20 protein-coding genes are annotated in these 17874 nt (G+C 60.2%); 6 read left to right on the top strand and 14 right to left on the bottom strand.

Features of this window, described 5'->3' with window-relative positions:
- Positions 1–26: 26 nt before the first annotated feature.
- Positions 27–251, bottom strand: coding sequence for a hypothetical protein (locus NKF26_RS05455; protein WP_007977383.1), 225 nt, complete (start codon positions 249–251; stop codon positions 27–29).
- 74 nt (positions 252–325) lie between these two features.
- The gene (locus NKF26_RS05450) at positions 326–508 is read right to left on the bottom strand and encodes a hypothetical protein (RefSeq protein WP_253227217.1); all 183 of its coding nucleotides are present in this window, start codon (positions 506–508) and stop codon (positions 326–328) included.
- Positions 509–618: 110 nt separating this feature from the next.
- Between NKF26_RS05450 and NKF26_RS05445 the strand changes: the two genes are divergently transcribed.
- Both NKF26_RS05445 and NKF26_RS05440 read left to right on the top strand, forming a co-directional pair.
- The gene (locus NKF26_RS05445) at positions 619–1869 is read left to right on the top strand and encodes an LEA type 2 family protein (RefSeq protein WP_253234065.1); all 1251 of its coding nucleotides are present in this window, start codon (positions 619–621) and stop codon (positions 1867–1869) included.
- A gap of 138 nt (positions 1870–2007) precedes the next feature.
- On the top strand, positions 2008–2415 hold the full coding sequence (locus tag NKF26_RS05440; RefSeq protein WP_253227215.1) for a hypothetical protein: 408 nt from the start codon (positions 2008–2010) through the stop codon (positions 2413–2415).
- A gap of 68 nt (positions 2416–2483) precedes the next feature.
- Here NKF26_RS05440 and aspS read toward each other — a convergent pair whose 3' ends face one another.
- The 4 genes from aspS to NKF26_RS05420 form a co-directional block, all read right to left on the bottom strand.
- Positions 2484–3794: an aspartate--tRNA(Asn) ligase gene (aspS, locus tag NKF26_RS05435; protein ID WP_253227214.1), complete on the bottom strand. Its 1311-nt coding sequence runs from the start codon at positions 3792–3794 to the stop codon at positions 2484–2486.
- Positions 3795–3895: 101 nt separating this feature from the next.
- Positions 3896–4924, bottom strand: coding sequence for a phosphate uptake regulator PhoU (locus NKF26_RS05430; RefSeq protein ID WP_253227213.1), 1029 nt, complete (start codon positions 4922–4924; stop codon positions 3896–3898).
- Positions 4925–4977: 53 nt separating this feature from the next.
- Positions 4978–6057 (bottom strand): ATP-NAD kinase family protein, encoded by a 1080-nt coding sequence (locus NKF26_RS05425; RefSeq protein WP_253234064.1) that lies wholly within the window; start codon positions 6055–6057, stop codon positions 4978–4980.
- Between the two features lie 656 nt (positions 6058–6713).
- A complete protein-coding gene (locus NKF26_RS05420) occupies positions 6714–7451 on the bottom strand; it encodes an FAD-dependent oxidoreductase (RefSeq protein WP_253227211.1) in 738 nt (245 codons plus the stop codon).
- A 104-nt stretch (positions 7452–7555) separates the two neighbouring features.
- Between NKF26_RS05420 and NKF26_RS05415 the strand changes: the two genes are divergently transcribed.
- On the top strand, positions 7556–8086 hold the full coding sequence (locus NKF26_RS05415) for an SRPBCC family protein (protein WP_253227210.1): 531 nt from the start codon (positions 7556–7558) through the stop codon (positions 8084–8086).
- 123 nt (positions 8087–8209) lie between these two features.
- Here the strand turns inward: NKF26_RS05415 and NKF26_RS05410 are convergent, their stop codons facing one another.
- The 3 genes from NKF26_RS05410 to NKF26_RS05400 form a co-directional block, all read right to left on the bottom strand.
- Positions 8210–9556: an alkaline phosphatase family protein gene (locus NKF26_RS05410; protein WP_253227209.1), complete on the bottom strand. Its 1347-nt coding sequence runs from the start codon at positions 9554–9556 to the stop codon at positions 8210–8212.
- A gap of 67 nt (positions 9557–9623) precedes the next feature.
- Positions 9624–10742, bottom strand: coding sequence for a bifunctional oligoribonuclease/PAP phosphatase NrnA (locus NKF26_RS05405; RefSeq protein WP_253227208.1), 1119 nt, complete (start codon positions 10740–10742; stop codon positions 9624–9626).
- A 287-nt stretch (positions 10743–11029) separates the two neighbouring features.
- Positions 11030–11563, bottom strand: a complete 534-nt coding sequence (locus NKF26_RS05400; RefSeq protein ID WP_253227207.1) for an inorganic diphosphatase — start codon at positions 11561–11563, stop codon at positions 11030–11032.
- A 214-nt stretch (positions 11564–11777) separates the two neighbouring features.
- Between NKF26_RS05400 and NKF26_RS05395 the strand changes: the two genes are divergently transcribed.
- On the top strand, positions 11778–12134 hold the full coding sequence (locus tag NKF26_RS05395; protein WP_253227206.1) for a PadR family transcriptional regulator: 357 nt from the start codon (positions 11778–11780) through the stop codon (positions 12132–12134).
- Here the strand turns inward: NKF26_RS05395 and NKF26_RS05390 are convergent.
- On the bottom strand, positions 12115–12762 hold the full coding sequence (locus NKF26_RS05390; RefSeq protein WP_253227205.1) for a rnhA operon protein: 648 nt from the start codon (positions 12760–12762) through the stop codon (positions 12115–12117). The two genes, NKF26_RS05395 and NKF26_RS05390, sit on opposite strands and share 20 nt — an antisense overlap.
- A complete protein-coding gene (gene rnhA, locus NKF26_RS05385; protein ID WP_253227204.1) occupies positions 12755–13348 on the bottom strand; it encodes a ribonuclease HI in 594 nt (197 codons plus the stop codon). The genes NKF26_RS05390 and rnhA overlap by 8 nt, the downstream gene beginning before the upstream one ends.
- A gap of 126 nt (positions 13349–13474) precedes the next feature.
- On the opposite strand from rnhA, the gene NKF26_RS05380 reads away from it, so the two are divergent.
- Positions 13475–14437, top strand: coding sequence for a transcription initiation factor IIB family protein (locus NKF26_RS05380; RefSeq protein WP_253227203.1), 963 nt, complete (start codon positions 13475–13477; stop codon positions 14435–14437).
- Between the two features lie 116 nt (positions 14438–14553).
- Positions 14554–15813, top strand: a complete 1260-nt coding sequence (nreA, locus tag NKF26_RS05375; RefSeq protein WP_253227202.1) for a DNA repair protein NreA — start codon at positions 14554–14556, stop codon at positions 15811–15813.
- An 18-nt stretch (positions 15814–15831) separates the two neighbouring features.
- Here nreA and corA read toward each other — a convergent pair whose 3' ends face one another.
- The 3 genes from corA to NKF26_RS05360 are packed head-to-tail and all read right to left on the bottom strand — an operon-like array spanning position 15832 to position 17707.
- The gene (gene corA, locus NKF26_RS05370; RefSeq protein ID WP_253234063.1) at positions 15832–16812 is read right to left on the bottom strand and encodes a magnesium/cobalt transporter CorA; all 981 of its coding nucleotides are present in this window, start codon (positions 16810–16812) and stop codon (positions 15832–15834) included.
- Between the two features lie 48 nt (positions 16813–16860).
- Positions 16861–17031 carry a hypothetical protein gene (locus NKF26_RS05365; RefSeq protein ID WP_253227201.1) on the bottom strand — a complete coding sequence of 57 codons (171 nt, stop codon included), beginning with the start codon at positions 17029–17031 and terminating at the stop codon, positions 16861–16863.
- A 40-nt stretch (positions 17032–17071) separates the two neighbouring features.
- The gene (locus NKF26_RS05360) at positions 17072–17707 is read right to left on the bottom strand and encodes a DUF6517 family protein (protein ID WP_253227200.1); all 636 of its coding nucleotides are present in this window, start codon (positions 17705–17707) and stop codon (positions 17072–17074) included.
- Positions 17708–17874 lie beyond the last annotated feature (167 nt).

The raw sequence follows: 17874 nt of genomic DNA, 5'->3' as shown, positions 1-17874 counted from the left end.
GGCTGTAGCGGTAAAAAGCCAGCCACTTAACTCGGACTTACTTTCCACGTCGTCGAACGTGCACGTCCCCATTTCTCGATGTCCACGTCTTCGGATTTCTCTGCGAGGCGGGGAAGTCGGGAGCCGACTTGCTTGGACGAAAGTCCGAGATGCTTGGCGATGTTCTTTGCGCGGAAGTAGCGTTCACCACCAGCCACGCTTTCGCGCAGGAATTCGAGGATTCGCTGTTCCTCGTTGCTGAACTCAGTCATCCTCGGAACCCTCTACGCGCCTGACAGCCTTAACCATTATCCTCCGCGAAACAAGTGTCGATTTCCTGCCACCGTCAGTAGAGGTGAATCGCGGCGATCGAGAGCACACCCGCGGTCACTGCTGCCCCAAAGCCCCACGCAGCAGTGACGGTCCCAGGGGTAAGGAAGCTTAGCGCTGCACTAGCAACCGCAAGGAAAATGAACACGACGGAGAGGCCGATTCCCATATCAGTCGTAACCGACTGTGATCCTGCCATGCGTTGGTCTCTTTCTGGTGCGGACTTAGTTCATTCTACTCGGAACAACGACGGGAGACCGACGACTTCGATTCGGGAGTTTTTTCCCGTCACTCCGTAGGAACTCTCATATGGTTGGTGAAAGGCTCAAGCGAATCTTACCTCTCGGAAAGCGAGGATTTCTCGGAATCCTACTCGTCGTCGTACTCCTCGGAGCAGGCGTACTGTACGGTGTTCTCGGCGTCCCACACGTCGTCGGCGTGGACAACGAGTTCGGAGAAGTAACAAATCAAACGACTGGTATACAAACCGCTCTCGTCGTCGCAAATCCGAATCCCATCGATATCAAGGCCGGCAACACGTCGGTGAACTACACCGTCGAAATGAACGGTGTGACGATGGCGAACGGCAGTCAGTCGAACCTCCATCTCGAAAAGGGGAACACGACGTTACGATTCTCGACGAAGATGAGAAACGACAAAATCCCCGAGTGGTGGGTGACTCACATCCGAAACGGCGAACACACGACGCTTCGAATCCACTCGAAGGTTCACTCCTCGCTCGTAAAGAAGTCGGTGGACGTCCCGTACAGCAACGATATCAACACGGACATCATCAGTGGGTTCAACTCCACGAAGACGCGTCCGATAAACGCCAGCGTGCCGTTCGTCTCTGACCCCGTCCTCTACGTGAACGAGACGAGCGCGAACTGGGGAGAAGTGACGCGTTCGAAGACGCCGATTCGGATGCGAATGCGGGTGTACAATCCGAAATCCGTGACGTACACGGTAAGCGAAATCGGGTACGAGATGACGATGAACGGAATCGCCGTCGGAAACGGAACGACCGAGCAACCGTACACGATTCCCGGAAAGTCGGAGAAGACGCTCCGCATGCGAACCATCATCCAGAACGACCAGTTGGACGATTGGTGGGTCAGTCACCTCCGTAACGACCAACGGACGGACCTGAAGATCAGGTTTTACGCGAAAATCGAACTGCCGAGCGGCAAGACAGTTCGTGTGCCGCTCCGGCAACTCACCTACGAAAAGCGGATCCAAACCCACATCTTCGAGAACGATTCCGCCGAAGGGACGCTCGCCAGCGCGAACGTGACGGCTGGAAACGGGGGAACGACGACCCACAACACGGTGACGGACGACGGAACGGGGACGACCACGCACTCCACGACGCCTGCCACGGACTCGTCGACGAGCGCGACGACCGGAACGACAACCGCCACAACGACCGGAGCCACCGGAACGACAACCGCCACAACGACCGGAGCCACCGGAACGACGACTACGGCGACTACCACGACGACCACCGACGGTGGCGGGCTTCTCGGCGACCTGCTGGCCGAGATGCACCGGTCGGTGTAGTATTCTCCCCCACCGATAGAGTTTTTATTCCGGCGAGTACAGAGAGATGTATGGCACGGAGTACCCAGTCTCCTGGTCGAGTTCTTCTCCCGTAATGAGAGTTCCGTAACCGCAACGCGCGACGGTGAATCGATTCTGTTGGACATCGACGGCAAAACCTTCGAGTTGTCACGCGAGTCCGCGACGGACCTGCAGGACGCCGTCGGCGATGCCCTGACCGAACGCCGAGAGTTCTTCCGTACCGCGGGGACGTTCCGCGAGGACGGCAGTTACGAGGTTTCCCGACGGAGTGCAGACTCCGCAGGAAACGCCAAAGTGTTCCGGACGTTCGACGCCATGGCTCGCCTGTTCGACCGACTACCCGACGAGTTCACAGCCGAGGACGTGGGACGAACCGGAATCACGGGGTCACGGCGACACCTGTTGATTCGTCACTTCGGGGAGCACCCGGAGTTCCCATGTCGGATTTCCTCCCGGAACCCGTTGATGGCGAAGAAGGAAGGCGAACGGCTCGTCGAGGGAAGCATGGAGGTCGGCTCGGACTAACGCGTTTCGGCGGATAGTCCCGGTCGAACGGTCGAAAAATAGGGTTTCGAATCGCGACTTCGACGACGTTATGGCGTGACGCGGTCGGGGTCGCGTGGGAAGAGGATTCCCTCTTTGATGTTTTCGAGACCGGCCACCTTCTGGACGAGTCGGTCGATACCGAGCCCGTAGCCGCCGTGTGGAGGGATACCGAAGCGGAACGATTCGAGATAGAAGTGGAAGTTCTCGGGGTCGGCACCCTGGTCCTCCATGTACTGGCTCATCGTCTCGATGTCGTGTTCACGCTGGCCGCCCGAGGAGAGTTCCTGGCCCAGATAGATCAGGTCGAACTTTCGGGATGCGATGTCGTCCTCCGGCACGTCCTGTTTGTAGTAGAACTTCTCGTCCGGGTAGCCGACGACGAAGAAGGCGGGATGGCCCTGCTCCGCGAAGTACTCGCCGAGCAGTTTCTCGCCTTTCGTGTCGAGGTCGGTTTCGTCGTCCGGAACGTGGTCGAACTCCGTCGCGAGGATGTCACGCGCTTCCTCGAACGTAACGCGTGGGAACGGGTCGGTCGGAACGTCGAGTTCGACGCCGAGCGTCTCCAGTTCGTCCGCCGCGTTCTCGCTGACCTGTTCGAGCGTGTAGCGAAGCGATTCCTCCTGGACATCCATCACGTCGTGGTGGTCCTCGATGTACGCCAACTCGACGTCGAACATCGAAATTTCCGAGACGTGTCGGGAGGTGGCGAACGCTTCGGCACGGAACGCCGTCCCGGTCTCGTAAATCTTGTCGAACCCGGCCGCCATGAGCATCTGCTTGTACAGTTGCGGGCTCTGGGAGAGGAACACCTCGTCGCCGTAGTAGACGACGGGGAACAGTTCCGCGCCACCCTCCGCACCTTCCTGCGAGAGGAGGGGCGTATCGACGTTACGGAATCCTTCGTCGTCGAACCATTCTTCCATCGCGTTGACTAGCTTCGAGCGGAGCGAGAAGACCGCATAGGTCTCCGGCTTTCGGAGGTCGATGCTCCGGTTGTCGAGTCTGGTCGAGAGGTCCGACTCGATGTCCTTCGCCACTTCCATCGGAAGCGGAGAGTCGGCCTCGCTGATGACCTCCAGTCCGGAGGGCATGAGTTCGACGCCGCCCGGCGCTTGGTCGCTCGCTTTCACCGTTCCGGTGATTCGCACGACGTCTTCCTTGCCGAGGTCGTTCGACGCCTCGAACAGTTCCTCGTCGTTTTGTTCCTTGAACACGACCTGAATCTGCCCTTCCCGGTCGCGTACGATGACGAAGGAGAGTCCACCGAGGTCTCGAATGTCGTGGACGTTTCCTGCTATCGATACCGTTTCGCCGTCCTGTTCCGTCGTGATGTCGTCAGAATACGTTCGCTCTATCATTGGTGTCGACTACGCTCTATCGTGTTCTCATCGTGTCTGCCTCGGGTATTGATTCTTCCGACTACGGGACGAAAAACCCGAGAAATAATCGGGATAATCGATCAGTTGATCGTCGTGTGTCGACTTTCCTCGTTGAGCGCCAGATTCGCCGCGATTTCCGCGTTTCGCATGGCGTACTGGGCGGTGTGCTGGAGGCTGACGAGTACGTCCCGAATCTGTAGGAGGTCGTCGTTCGACATTTCGGGGAGGTCCGAGAGGATGTCCGACTCGCGGTCACCGAGTTCGTGGAACTTGCGTCGAACTTCGAGCGTCTTGTCGTAATCCCGCTCCACGCTCGCTTGCACCGCCAACGCGGTCATCTCGTCCACCTGATCGGTGAACTCCCGGATACGCCGCATGGTGCTGCTATCGACTTCGAGGGAGTGGCCGTTGGCCGCGAGGACGATGTCCGCGATGTCCTCCGCGTTGTCCGCCGTGAGTTCGAGGTTCTTTGCAATCGAGCGGTAGCCGATGAGCGGGAAACCGCTTTCCAACCCGATGGCACGCGCGATGGCGGGGTTTTCGTGTGCGGTGAAGATGAGACGGAGGAGAAGAACGAAGATCTTGTTCGCTTGTCGTTCGCGGTTCAACGCCCGCTGGGCGAGGTCGGCGTTGCCGTGGGCGAGCGCCTTCACGGCCTCGCCGCGCATGGTACTGCCCGTGTTCTCCAGTCGCTCCAGTAGGTTGTCCAGATCGAAATCCTCGGGGTCGACCGAGCATCGAATGGCGATGCTCTCGGGTGTTTCCTCGATGACGCCGAGTCCCATTAGCTGTGTTTCCGCGTTGTAGACCGCGTTGATGTGGCTGCTTTCGAGGGTCTCCTCACTCACGACGTGGATGACGCGCCGACCGAGAACGTACTGGGCGACGATGGCACGTTCGACGGCGTCCGCATCCAACTCTTCGGTGTGAATCGTCGCCTCCGACTCGTCGTCGTGTGCCGATTCGGGAAGGACGGTGAGCGTTCCTTTGCCGCTGATTCGCAACGAAACCTCGTCACCCTTCTCGACCCCGTGCTGCTGTGCCCACTCCGCAGGAAGGGTCATCGCCAACGTCGATGGCCCGAGTCGCTGAACTTTCCGTGTTTCCATGTCCTTTCATTTGTGTACGAAGCCTTAAACTTCACCGTATGCCACTAAATGTCTCACGATAGTTTCAACATACGCCGCTCGAAGCGGCCCACGCGCACTTTGTGCCACCCGCGAAGCGACTCGTCCACATCCTCGTCGCCCGTATCCGCCCGGAGAACGCCGATCCCGTCGAGTTTCGTCTTCGAGGCGACGATTTCGACGGTCGAACGGCGAATCACGGCCGGTGAAAGCTGGTGATTGCCACGGCCGAAGACGAAGCCCTGTCCGCCGATCGGCGAGACGACGATGACGTTTTCGTCCCCGAGGACGGCGAGTATTTCCTCCTCGTTCGCGTCCCGCGCGAGCAGTTCCCCGTCGCGCCACACGTCCACGCCGAGCGGGGACCCCTCGAATCCCAACTCGGCTTTGATGGCTCCGACCGTACTTCCGGGGCCGAGAACGTAGGTGACTCCCTCCTGCACGTCGTCGGCGACGCCCTGCGCGAGGCTTTCGACCGTCCCGCCGCCCAACTGTTTGCTCGACTGGAGCGATTCGGCCACGGGAACGCGGGCGATGGCTTTCAGTTCCGCCCGGACCTCGCCGTCGCGGTACGCCTCCTCGTCGATGTCGTTCACCTCTCGCTCCTCCACACGGTCGAACCCCGCCGCGACCCGTCCCGCCGCCTTCGGCGTCACCGCGAACACCGACGAATAGATTTTCACGCCTGCCGGGACGCCGAGCATGGGGACCTCGCTTCCTTCGGCGGAGAGGGTTTCCGCAACGTCCACTGCGGTTCCGTCACCGCCGACGAACAGGAGCAAGTCGATGCCCTCCGAGATCAAGCGGTGAACCGCCTCGCGGGTGTCCGACGCGCTCGTCTCCTTCGTGTTCGTGTTCTCGCCCTCAGGTTCGCCGACGACTTCGGGGTCGAACCCCGCCTCCCGTGCTTCGTTCGCCCCCATCTCCCCGCCGTAGGTCAGAAGCTTCGTCCCCGGCGCGCGCTCGTACAGCGCCGACAGCGCGTCGATAGCTCTGGCGGGTGCGCGCTGTTCCGCCCCCCGCTCCCGTGCTTCCGTGACCATGCCGTCCGTTCCCTTCAGGCCGACTCGTCCGCCCATCCCCGCGATGGGATTGACGACCACGCCGATTCGCATATCTCGCGGTTGGGGGGCGGCAGGGAAATGCGTGTGGGTACCGACAGCGAGGAGGACTTCTTCGAAAGCCCCCGCCCGTTCAGTCCACCCAAACTACTGCAACCGCAACCGCTCCGCGACAGCCACGCCCTCCCCAGCCGACTTCCTATCTCGTGCGGGCGCATTGGCGTGCGCCGTGGCGGCGTGGGTCGTATTGACCACCCCGTCCAACCGGGTGGCGCGCGCTGCCGAGGTGACGCGGCCGAACCGCTGGCCGCGTCGCCTCGGAAGATTCGTGCGAGGGATGACGGAGGGAGCGTGAGCGACCGGAGGAATCGGCTGGGGAGGGTGTGGCTGTCGCGGGGCGGTCGGGTAGGACTGAAAGGGGCCGCCCGCTCGCGTTTACGTGGGCGTCTGTGCAGACAACTATCTGTGCGAACGGTGCGGAGAGCACAGATATCCTGCACAGCGACCGCGAGCGGGCGGGGGCTTTCGAAGTCGTCTTCGCAGTAACTACAATTACACACCAATCAAAGTCGAGATTCGCTTATCGTGAGCACTGCCGAACGCAATGTCAGAACGCTCTAACGGGCAGTCTGTTTCAGTAGGATTTAGTACAATTCAGTATCCCCCAACTGACTTCAAAATAATCTAACGACCCCACACAGACGCCCCGTCTAGCCCATCTTTTCGACGAAACTCGGATGAGGGACGGGGCGCTCGTCTTCCCACTCCTCCACGTACTTGCGGAGGCGGTCGTGGGCCTGCCGCGCGCGGCGCTGGCGTTCGTCCTCGGAGATTTCCTCACAGCCCTCGGGGACCTCGCGGTCGCGGTTGGTGAAGTAGCCCTCCGGGGCGACCCAATCGTGGTAGAAGTCTGGGTTCGCGTCCTCAATCAGCGTGAGTCCGACCTGCGAACCGTGACCCGACGCGACGATGGCTTGGTGGTACTGCTCGGCGAGTCGTCCGGCGGCGTAGAGTCCTTCGACGTCGGTTCGTCCGGTCTCGTCCACCGAGACGTACTGCTTGCTTCCGGACTGCTCGAAATCGAGGTCGAGTCCTTCGAGGTACGAGGAATTCGACCACGAGGCAGCAACGACGCGGTCGCCCGAGATCGCCTCCCCGTCCTTCGTTTCGACGGTAAACCCGCCGTCGTCCGCGTGACTTACTTCGGCGACCTTCGCGTCGAGTCGGGCACACCCGGCGCGTTCGGCCTGCTCTTCGAGCATCAGGGAGAACAGCCGGGAGTCGACCCCGGCCGGGAAACCGGGGAAGTTCTCCAGAATCGCGTTTCGGTAGAGGATGGAAACTCCGTCGTTCACGACCAGCGTGTCGAGGTCGGCGCGGGCGGTGAAGACGCCCGCGGAGAGTCCCGCGACGCCACCGCCGACGATGACCACGTCGTAGTCCGTCATGGTCGATGGTTGTCGGTGCGGTGGTATAAACGGACTGTTGACGGAGTGGGCGTTCACGTCCCCTCGCCGGAATGTTTACTTTCGATCCCGCAAAATCGAAACGCGTGGATCACCTCGAACTCAGTACCGTCGTCTACGTGCCGCCGGAGGAGGCCTACGAATTCCTGCTCGACTTTCCGGGCTACGCGAACTATTCGGAACACCTGACGAGGGTCACACACGACGGGGACGGCGGTCCGGGGACGGAGTACGACATCCACCTCAAGTGGTGGAAGATTCAGTACGTCGTCCGCTCCGAGGTGACGGAACTCGACCGGCCGAACCGCATCGACTGGAAGATCATCAAGGACATCCACGCCCACGGCAGTTGGCGCGTCGAGGAAGTCCCCGAGGAAGCCCCCGAAAGCAAGGAAACCGCCTCACGGGTGCGGCTCTCGATCCACTTCGACGCCGATTCGGCGAGTTCCGGCATGCTCGATTTACCCATGTTCGTCTCGCTCGGATGGGTCGTGGACAAGGCGAAACCCCTCGTGCTCTCGGAAGCCGAAAAGGTCGTCAAACGCATCGTCACGGATTTGGAGGGCCAACCGCGGGACGTGAACCTCAAGATTCACAGCAAGCCCGATTCGGTCTGATTCTCACTTTCGTTCCGACCGCACGGTATTACCCCAGACGCCAGTACCCCATTGAAAGTGCCCGCTCGGTAGAACGACTTTCTGATCACAGCTGCTACGCCAAAAAAGAACGAAATCGCCGATTCAGACCAGGCTACGGCCTTCGAGTTCGCCGTTCGGGTAGTCGACTTCCATCAGGTCGAGGATGGTTGGCGCGATGTTGAGCAGGTTGGTGTCCTCCGGGATGCTCGCGTCCGGGTCGTCCACGAACAGCGTCGCGTTGTCGAAACTGTGCATGCCGTTACGCGGACCGACGCCGAACACGTCGTCGTGACCCTTGAATCCGGCCTTCAGATCGAAGCCGTGGTTCGGAACCGCGACGAGGTCGGGTGCGATGTCCTCGTGGTCGCCGTCGAAGGCATCTTCCTTCTCGACCACGCGCCAGCAGACCTTCTCGCCGTTCGGCCCTTCGAGGTTTTCGAGCTTCTCCTTGAGTTCAGCGCGTTTCTCCTCGTACTCGTCCTGTGGAACGCTTCCGCGCGGTTCGCGGCCTTCGAGGTTGATGTAGAAGCGGCCCGGGATGAGCGAGTAGGCGACGGTGTCGTCGCCGATGTCGCCGAGTTCCTCGTGGTCGTCGTCCTCGTAGGAGAGCAGGCCCTCCTGTTCGAGCCACGTGTTGAAGTGAACCTCGTGGTTGAGGCTGGTGAACCCGTGGTCGCTGGCGACGACCATCGTCACGTCGTCCGGCAGCGAGTCACGGAGTTTACCGAGGTACTCGTCCAGCGTTCGGTAGAACTCGATGAACTCCTCTTTGTACTCGCCGTCCTCCTCGTAATCCTTGAAGAGGAAGTGGTTCACGCGGTCGGTCGTCATGAACACGCCGAAGAAGAGGTCCCAGTCGTCCTCGTCGATGTAGTGCTGGAACGACTCGTAGCGCGTCTTGAGCGTCTCGTGTGCGTTCTCGATGAACTCGGTCTTGTCCTCTTTGTGCCCCAACTTCGCGTTCGTGTCGATGGCGTAGTCGATGGAACTCAGGTAGTTCCGCATCTCGTCCGGGTACGCACCTTTGTCCACGCCGGGCGAGAGGAAACCGGAGACCATCCGCTGGACGTTACGCTGTGGCGGGAACGTGACGGGCACGTTCATCACCGTCGCCTTTCGACCCGCGTCGGTGACGCGGTCCCAGATGCGCGTCGCCTGTACGTCGCGTCCCATCGGAACGTAGGTATCGTACGAGCCGACCTCGCGGTCCTGGAAGCCGTAGACACCCGTCTGTCCGGGATTGACGCCCGTCGTGAGCGTCGGCCAGCAGGCGGAGGATTCGGGCGGAACGATGCTGTCGATTGCTCCGGCGCTTCCCTCGCTCGCAAGCGATGCGATGTTCGGGAACTCCGAGGCGTTTTCCTTGAGGAAACTGTACGGCACGCCGTCGATGCCGAAGAAGGCAACACGTGGAGCATCGTCCCCACGAAGCCTATCGAATAGACCCATACGCCGCTCTACCACAGGCGGCTACAAGAACCTTCGTTTCCATGCTATCATCTCACAAGTTTCCGTATTACGAACTCTCGAAGGCAGTGAACAGAGCTTTTCGAGTGCTCGCGTCGATGAGCGAATCCAACGTGTCGGTGTGTTCACTGTCGACTTGCGCGAAGATACCAAGCGGAACCCGTGCGGTCGCGGCGTCCGCGTTCCCACCCGTCGTCTCGCGTGCGTCGAACGTACCCGTCAGGATATCGACGGCGCTGGTTCGAACGTCCTCCGCCCGACAGGAGATGACGATCGTCTCCTCGTGGAGTCCGAACACGGCGGCCGTCGAGACGCCCTCCAATCGGAGCAACGAGTCGGCGGCTTCCTCCAACGCGCTTACCGACGGGACGACGCCGACGTTCGCCACGGCGAAACTCGCACGTCGCTCCCGACTGGAAATCGCCTCGCCGAGCACGTCGAACGTGTCGCCGCTGACGCCGGGCGAACGAAGTTCCTCGATCCTCCCGAGGTCGGCGTAGGCGTGCAGGAAACCGGCCGCGTCGTAGTCGTTCACGCCGTTGGCCCGCCGGAACTCGCGGGTCCCTGCACGAATCCCGTACAGCAACGCCGTGGCCACGCGCTGATCCGGGACGAACTCCATCTCCCGGACGAGTTCGGTGACGACGGTCGACGTCGCGCCGTCGTCGGTCCGTGTGATCGTCAGGATGTTCTCCTCGGCGGTGGGACGGTGGCGGATGACACCGACTACCGGCGGGTTGTTCGATAGTCGAGGGACCGCACCGCCACCACCGATGGCGATACCGGCGTCGCAGTCCGGCAACCCTTCACCGTTCTCGTCCAAAATCGTCACGTCGATATCGAAGATATTGCAGAACGCCTTGCTGTCCTCGCCCGTCACGTTTCCTTCAGCGGCGATTCGCCCCGCAACACCCCAGTCCTTGCAGAGCGCTTGGAGTCCGACGGCGGCGGCTAACGAGTCGATACTCGCACCTTCGGGAACGACGAGGGCGACTCGATTTTGCCCCGCAATCGTCTCTCGGAGCGAGTCGGCCGATTCGGGGTCGTCGGTGCTGTGACGTCCCAACGAACGAAATTGAACGGCGTACAGTACGCCGCCACCGGAGAGAAGCAAGAAGAGCGCAGCGACGACCACGGGAGCATTTTCGTTGACAAATCCAGCAAGCATGGTATCGCATAGCTCGGCCAAAACGTATATAATTACGGGTGGATTTATTGGCAGCTTTATGTTCAATATCGGATCGTCGTTTCAGAAACCGACCTGAAAGTCGATGTTTCTGACGAAATCGGCGTCTTTCAAAAGAGGGACAGATGTCCACAAAACTTGACGAGTTTAGACACATAGTTGACTATTCATCATTTTTGACGGTTGGGCGCAATGGTTTCGACTCACGGGACAATCACTGACGAACGAAAGGAGAAAACAAAACGAATCGTCCGAAATCGACCGAAGCGTTAGTTGAAGTTTTCTTCGTACAGTTCTTGGGAGTGCTCGATAGCGTCGTATGCGCCCTGTTTGTCCTCCCAGCCCAACGTCTCGACTTCCTTTCCGGCTTCGAGGTTTTTGTAGGTGGAGAAGAATTCGTCGATTTCGTCCTTCGTCTGCTGTGAGACGTCGTTGATATCCTCGATGTGGTCGAAACGCGGGTCCTCGATGGGGACGGCGATGACTTTGTCGTCCTGCTCGCCGTCGTCGTCCATCTTCATGAGGCCGACCGGACGGACCTCGATGACACAGCCGGGGAACGTCGAATCCTCGACGAGGACGAGCACGTCGAACGGGTCCTCGTCGTCGTAGTACGACTGCGGGATAAACCCGTAGTCACCGGGGTAGTGGACGTTGCTGTGGAGAACCCGGTCCAGCATGACACCGGGAATGTCCTTGTCGTACTCGTACTTGTTCCGGTCGCCTTTGAGACACTCGACGACTGCATAGATCTCCTCGGGGGCGTTCGGTCCCGTTTCGAGGTCTTCCCAGAGATTCGTCATGGGTCGGGTGGAAGTCGAAGGGAAGACCAAAAAGTCCTTTCGACAGAGGTGTAAACGAACGATTTGTATCCGCGAAACCACCCAAAATTGTGACAGTCTTCCGTAGACGACGGGTGGCAGTCAAGTGTTAAAATCGAACAAAATAGACGAGAAACACCAAGAAACTTGAGAAGGGTTAAATATCTCGGTTACATATCTCGTCGTGTCAAAGCCTATGTCAGAGGCACAAACACTCGCCGAAAGCAGTACCGCCCGCGACCTCACCGCATTCCAGCGTAACATCCTCATCGTCCTCACCGAGGAACCGATGTACGGGCTCGCCATCAAGCGTGAACTGGAGAGCTACTACGACGAGGAAGTGAACCACGGCCGCCTGTACCCCAACCTCGACACGCTGGTCGAGCGCGGACTGGTGGAGAAGAGCGAACTCGACAAGCGAACGAACCAGTACGGCCTGACCCAAGAGGGTCTCGAAGTCGTCGAAGACGGCTTTGCGTGGTCGCTCTCGAAGTTCGTCACCGACGACTCGCGCGCGGACAAAGTCCGCGCCCTCATCGAGAAGTACGACTAACGCAGTCGAACACGAGTTCGACCGATTCGTTTACGGTTTTTTTCTGCTCCCCAGTCGGCCAGGCATTGCGTGGGAAGTAATCGTTCAGAAACTCCGCCACTTCGTTCCTCGTCGCCGATTCGACGGGGCGGGCGTAGTGATTTCCCATGAAGTCGGCGAACGCCTCGGCGTTCGCGCCGTGAACGTCGCCGTGTTCGTCCCGAACGCGTTCGACGACGGCACGATTGTGTTCGTCGATTTCGTCCCAGTCGTCCGGGTCGCCAGCACCGGTGAGGGGGATTTCGACCGCACGGTCCGTATCCTCGATTCGCTCGACACGGATCGTTCCGTCCTCAACCCACTCGTCGGGGTGGAGCACCAACACGGTTCTCGCACTCTCCTCCCGAATTCGGGAGACGAATCCGTGTTCCGCGAGCAGTCGCTCCCGCTCCGCTCGATACTCCTCGGCTTCCGTTTCCGCTCCCGTGTCCTCCCGGTCCCGTGCGAGATGGGTCAACCGTTCGGCCTCCGAGACGGCATCGTTCGGGAGTCCGTCGTCCAGTTGTTCGTCTTCCGGCCGTTCGTCGTCCAGTTGTTTATCGTCTGGCAATCCGTCGTTCAGTCGTTCGTCGTCAGGTCGGTCAGCCATCGTCCAACGCCTCGTTCGCTAGCTTGTCCGCGCGTTCGTTTACCTCCCGCGGGACGTGTTTCAGCGACCACTTGTCGAACCCGTCCAGCAGTTCGCGTGCACGAACCCGACGCTCGCGGAGTTCGGGATTGTTCGTCTTCCACGCGCCCGTCACCTGCTTGACGATGAGTTGTGAGTCCCCTTTCACGTCCACGGAATCGAACCCGTAGTCTCGGGCGGTTTCGAGCGCCTCGATGAGCGCTTCGTACTCGGCCTGGTTGTTCGTCGCCCGACCTATCGTCGTTCCCCCCTCCGCCGCGATTCCGTCGCTGGTGACGATGGTCCATCCGGTGGCCGCTGGCCCCGGATTGCCACGACTCGCGCCGTCGAAGTAGAGATAGGCGTGACCGCCCGCATCGCGCAATATCGCCTCGATATCCTGTGGGTTCGCTCCCTGAATCACGAGTTTGTCGTCGTACGCGATGGCGACGGCATCGCCGTGTTTCGCCCGCCACTGTTCGTACTCGGATTTTCCGTCCGAGACGATGATTCCGGCGTCGGCGAGCGTCCGGCGTGCCTCTTCCACGTCACACTCGATGACTGGCATTGCCGACACTCGTCTGTGTGCGAGTAAACAGATTCCGGTCTCGCGAGAATATTCGGGTGATCGTCAGACATATATGGGTTTTGCCCAAGGATTTAAATGTTTAGAGGTTACTACTATAAAAGTGCGATGACACGGTCCACTCGTCAGCGGGAGCGCCAACTCGAAGGGGAGCAAACGGCGAACGAACGAGAGGGAGAGCGTGCTTGTCCTGAATGCGGGTCCGAAACGTTGGTCAAGAGTGCCGACCGCGCCGAACTGGTCTGTGACGACTGCGGGTTGGTCGTCGAGGAGGAACGGATAGACCCCGGACCGGAATGGCGCGCGTTCAATCATCAGGAACGGCAGCAGAAATCGCGCGTCGGCGCGCCGACCACCCAGACGATGCACGACAAGGGGTTGACGACGACCATCGACTGGAAGGACAAGGACGCCTACGGTCGATCCATTTCCTCCAAGAAGCGCAGTCAGATGCACCGCCTACGCAAGTGGCAGGAACGCATTCGAACGAAGGATGCTGGCGAACGAAACCTCCAATTTGCCCTGTCCGAAATCGACCGGATGGCATCCGCACTGGGCGTCCCACGGTCGGTGCGCGAAGTCGCGTCAGTCATCTATCGGCGAGCGTTAAAGGAGGACCTGATCCGTGGTCGCTCCATCGAAGGCGTCGCAACGAGCGCCCTGTACGCCGCCTGTCGTAAGGAAGGGATTCCGCGAAGTCTCGAAGAGATTTCGGAAGTATCCCGGGTTCAACGGAAGGAGATCGGACGAACGTACCGATACATCTCACAGGAACTCGGTCTGGAGATGAAACCCGTCGACCCGAAAAAATACGTCCCACGGTTCTGTTCTGAACTCCATCTCAGCGAAGAAGTGCAGTCGAAAGCGAACAACATCATCGAAACCACCGCTGAAGAGGGACTGCTGTCCGGTAAATCTCCGACAGGCTACGCCGCCGCAGCGATTTACGCCGCTTCGCTTCTCTGCAACGAGAAGAAGACACAGCGCGAGGTCGCCGACGTGGCGCAGGTGACGGAAGTGACCATCCGGAACCGCTATCAAGAACAGATCGAAGCGATGGGAATCCACTAACCACACCGTTCTCCCGTTTTTTTCGCTCCGAGCGACGGCCAATGCTCCCATCGCCGACGCTCGAAATCGACCGAATTGCCGAACGTTCAAGCCCCTCGCTCACCTACGTTTCGTGAATGCGGCTGGACGAATATATCGACGACCTGCGCCCTGACGAGGAAGAGCGCCGCCGCCGTCTCGCCGAAGAGAAATCATACGAAATTCTGGACTACGTGGACGATTTCAAGGACCGATTTTCGGAGGTCGCACAGGGTGACTCACTTTTCGGAAGCACGTCGCCCTCGGTGTTCGTCGGTCGGTCGTCCTACCCAAACGTCTCGACGGGTATCCTCTCACCCGTCGGGGCCGAGGAGAACGCCTCGGAGTTCGCCACCAGCGGCGACTGGTATCAACGCGGACTCGGCATCGACAACGTCCTGCAGTACCGGACGGGACTGCTGAACTCGAATCGCTCCGCGAAGGTGAACGTGGACGACGTGTGGGACGGGTTTGTGGGGGTTCAGCGCGAGATCGCCATCGCCGACCGCCCGGTGGACGTGGAGATCGGCCTGACAGAAAAGCTCGATTTGGACGTGAACGTGGACGACATCGCTACCCCGACCGGGCCGACTGCCCGTGCATCCTCGGCGGACCTGACCGAAAATCCGCACGTCCCCCGCGCCGTCAAGAAGACGCTCGAAGACGACGATTGGCAGGCCCAAGGCGCGATGAACTACCTCTATCGCCGCGGGTTCGACGTGTACGACATCAACACCATCCTCTCGGCGGGCGCGTTGGGGCAGAACCGCAACCGAAAGCTCGTCCCGACGCGCTGGTCGATCACCGCCGTTGACGACACCATCGGCCAGTACCTTCGGGGCCGCATCCGCAACGCGCCCAGCATCGACGAGACGCAGGTCTGGGTGAACGAGTACATGGGCAACCGCTACTGGGTCGTTCTCACCCCCGGCCAGTGGGAGTTCGAACTCGTGGAGATGAAAGCGCCCGGGAGCATCTGGAATCCCTCCCCCACCGGTGACATCTGGATGGGGAGCGCCCACGAGGGCTACGAAGGTCGGACGGCTTACGTCGATGAAACCGCCGGAGCGTACTACGCCTCCCGCCTCGGCGTCCTCGAACATCTCGAAGACATCGGACGGCAAGCCAAGGCACTCGTCCTCCGCGAGGTCAGCGACGACTACTGGGCACCCGTCGGCGTCTGGCAGGTCCGCGAGAGCGTCCGCAACGCCTTCGACGGCCGATTTGGGGAATCAGAATCGTTCCACACGGCCGTCCGGGAAATCGTCCCGCAACTCCCCATCTCGATGAACAGCCTCCGTCGCAAATCCGAGATGGTCTCGGGCGTGCAGGCCAACCTCACTGACTTCGCAAACTGAAACGACGACTGTGGTTCGTCACAGCCACCCTTCCTGACGGAAGTAGACGACCAGAATCGCGGTCATCAAGAACATCCCGAGCATGACGGCGGGGTAGCCGTACTCCCACCCGAGTTCGGGCATGTTGAACGGGCTGTTCTGAAAGTTCATCCCGTAGACGCCGACGATGAGGGTGAGCGGGAGGACGATGGTGGCGACGACGGTCAACTTCTTCATCACCTCGTTGGTCGAGACCGAGAGCATGTTGAGGTAGATGTCACGTGCGCCGCCCGCCAACTCGCGGTAGGTTTCGGTCAGATCCACGAGTTGGACAAGGTGGTCGTACACGTCGCGGAAGTACTTCTCCGTCTCCGGGCGGACTTCCTCGGGGTCGCCGCGGGCGAGGTAGCCGACGGCTTCGCGGGTGGGCCACGCGAGTTTCCGGAAGGCGAGGAGTTCGCGGCGGACGCCGTTGATGGATTCCAGCGTCTCGATGCTGGTGTCGGTGATGACAGCCTCCTCGACGGTTTCTATCTCGTCCTCGATCTCGTCGAGGACGGTGAAGTAGCTATCAACGATGCCGTCGCAGACGCGGTAGGCCGTGAAGTCCGGCCCCCTGTCGAGGATACGGCGGTCGCCATCGAGGGCGGCCTGCCAGATACGGCGGACGGCGTCCACGTCGTGTTCCGAGAGGGTGACGAGCCAGTCCTCGCCGATGAACATGCCGACGGCCTTGACCTGTGTTTCCTCCTCGAAGGTGGTTTCACCGCGGCTCAACTCGACCGTCTTGAGCAGGAGGAAGGTGTAGCCCGCGAACTCCTCGGTCTTCGGTCGGACCCCGTTCTTGATGTCTTCGAGCGAGAGGTGGTGGATGTCGAACGACTCGGCGACGCGTTCGAGTTCGACGGGGTCGGCGTTGTTCGCTCGCACCCACACGATGCCGGGTTCGATACGAGCGGCTTCGTAGTCCTCGACGGTTTCGACTTCGCCTTCGGAAAACCGCAGTGCCTTGATAGTCATCGTCCGCCCTCCAGACCGGGACTCATCGTTCGACCCCCGTGTCGATACTCATCGTACCTCCTCCACGCCGGCCGCGTTGGCGATGGCGAGAAGCGTGATACCGACCATGACGCCGGTGATAGAGAACGCCCGGCCCGGATACGGCGTCTCGATGCCGATGAGGTATCCCACCAATCCGAGCGCGGTGAGTCCGAGTCCCGAGGCGTACGTCCGGTTCATACCACTCGTATCCGGAGGGGGAAGAAAAAACGTTGCCCGTTCAGCCGTCGTGTTGAACGCCGGAAATCAACTGGGACACGTCGTCGGACTCGTCCAACTTCTTCGGGTAGACCGCGAGCACGACGATCCAATCGCCGTCGTGTTTCACCTTCGTAGCCTGAATCGTCACATCGATGCTCACGCCGTGTGTTTTGGCGGTTCCGGTGAACTCGGTGACTTTCGTCTCCGTACCGAGCAGCGTCACGTTCTTCGACCCGACGGTTTTCACGTCGCGGACGTTGGCGTACCCGGCGACGAACTTCTCGACCAAGTCCCTGTTGTCGAACTTCGCCAGCGGGTTGAACGATTTCTTCCCGACGGAGACGGACGGACTGCTCACGACGGTGAACGTCGCAACCGTCTGCTCCCCGACGCCTTCGATGCCGATGGATTTGTGATACTGCGCCACCCAGTTCGTCACCTTCACGTCGCGGCTCTGCCCCGCCGCCTTGAAGGTCCGTTTGATGCCCACCTTCTTGACCTTCGCTTGGTCGTATCCAGTTTGGGAGAGCGTATCGTCCCCCACCGTCGCCTTCGAGGCGCTGACCGATACGGTATCCCCGAGGAGGAACCCGAGACAGCCACTCGAAAGCACGAGGACCGCCAGAAGCGCGCCAGCAACCAGTTTCCGGTTCATTGGTACCTTGCGTGTATGCGCCCCACTATATCAATGCCTTGGTCGGGAATACGCAATATTGGCGGGGAGATATGTTTCCTATTCGAAGATCATTTTTAGTGATCTGAGTCGATGAGGAATATGGATTCGGAGTTGCGAGATGTTCTAAATGGGATCATTTTTAACTT

The sequence above is a fragment of the Haladaptatus sp. AB618 genome (genome assembly GCF_024136965.1).
Lineage (GTDB): Archaea > Halobacteriota > Halobacteria > Halobacteriales > Haladaptataceae > Haladaptatus.
The sequence above is the reverse complement of the archived record's forward strand: the minus strand, read 5'-3'. Positions and strand labels throughout refer to the sequence as shown.

Coding starts and splice junctions, on each gene's coding strand:
- NKF26_RS05390 (WP_253227205.1), bottom strand. CDS start 12,762: ATGGCTGACCGACCTGACGACGAACGACTGAACGACGGATTGCCAGAC.
- NKF26_RS05400 (WP_253227207.1), bottom strand. CDS start 11,563: ATGACGAATCTCTGGGAAGACCTCGAAACGGGACCGAACGCCCCCGAG.
- NKF26_RS05430 (WP_253227213.1), bottom strand. CDS start 4,924: ATGGAAACACGGAAAGTTCAGCGACTCGGGCCATCGACGTTGGCGATG.
- NKF26_RS05395 (WP_253227206.1), top strand. CDS start 11,778: ATGTCAGAGGCACAAACACTCGCCGAAAGCAGTACCGCCCGCGACCTC.
- NKF26_RS05365 (WP_253227201.1), bottom strand. CDS start 17,031: ATGAACCGGACGTACGCCTCGGGACTCGGACTCACCGCGCTCGGATTG.
- nreA (WP_253227202.1), top strand. CDS start 14,554: ATGCGGCTGGACGAATATATCGACGACCTGCGCCCTGACGAGGAAGAG.
- NKF26_RS05420 (WP_253227211.1), bottom strand. CDS start 7,451: ATGACGGACTACGACGTGGTCATCGTCGGCGGTGGCGTCGCGGGACTC.
- NKF26_RS05455 (WP_007977383.1), bottom strand. CDS start 251: ATGACTGAGTTCAGCAACGAGGAACAGCGAATCCTCGAATTCCTGCGC.
- corA (WP_253234063.1), bottom strand. CDS start 16,812: ATGACTATCAAGGCACTGCGGTTTTCCGAAGGCGAAGTCGAAACCGTC.
- aspS (WP_253227214.1), bottom strand. CDS start 3,794: ATGATAGAGCGAACGTATTCTGACGACATCACGACGGAACAGGACGGC.
- NKF26_RS05380 (WP_253227203.1), top strand. CDS start 13,475: ATGACACGGTCCACTCGTCAGCGGGAGCGCCAACTCGAAGGGGAGCAA.
- rnhA (WP_253227204.1), bottom strand. CDS start 13,348: ATGCCAGTCATCGAGTGTGACGTGGAAGAGGCACGCCGGACGCTCGCC.
- NKF26_RS05445 (WP_253234065.1), top strand. CDS start 619: ATGGTTGGTGAAAGGCTCAAGCGAATCTTACCTCTCGGAAAGCGAGGA.
- NKF26_RS05450 (WP_253227217.1), bottom strand. CDS start 508: ATGGCAGGATCACAGTCGGTTACGACTGATATGGGAATCGGCCTCTCC.
- NKF26_RS05425 (WP_253234064.1), bottom strand. CDS start 6,057: ATGCGAATCGGCGTGGTCGTCAATCCCATCGCGGGGATGGGCGGACGA.
- NKF26_RS05405 (WP_253227208.1), bottom strand. CDS start 10,742: ATGCTTGCTGGATTTGTCAACGAAAATGCTCCCGTGGTCGTCGCTGCG.
- NKF26_RS05360 (WP_253227200.1), bottom strand. CDS start 17,707: ATGAACCGGAAACTGGTTGCTGGCGCGCTTCTGGCGGTCCTCGTGCTT.
- NKF26_RS05410 (WP_253227209.1), bottom strand. CDS start 9,556: ATGGGTCTATTCGATAGGCTTCGTGGGGACGATGCTCCACGTGTTGCC.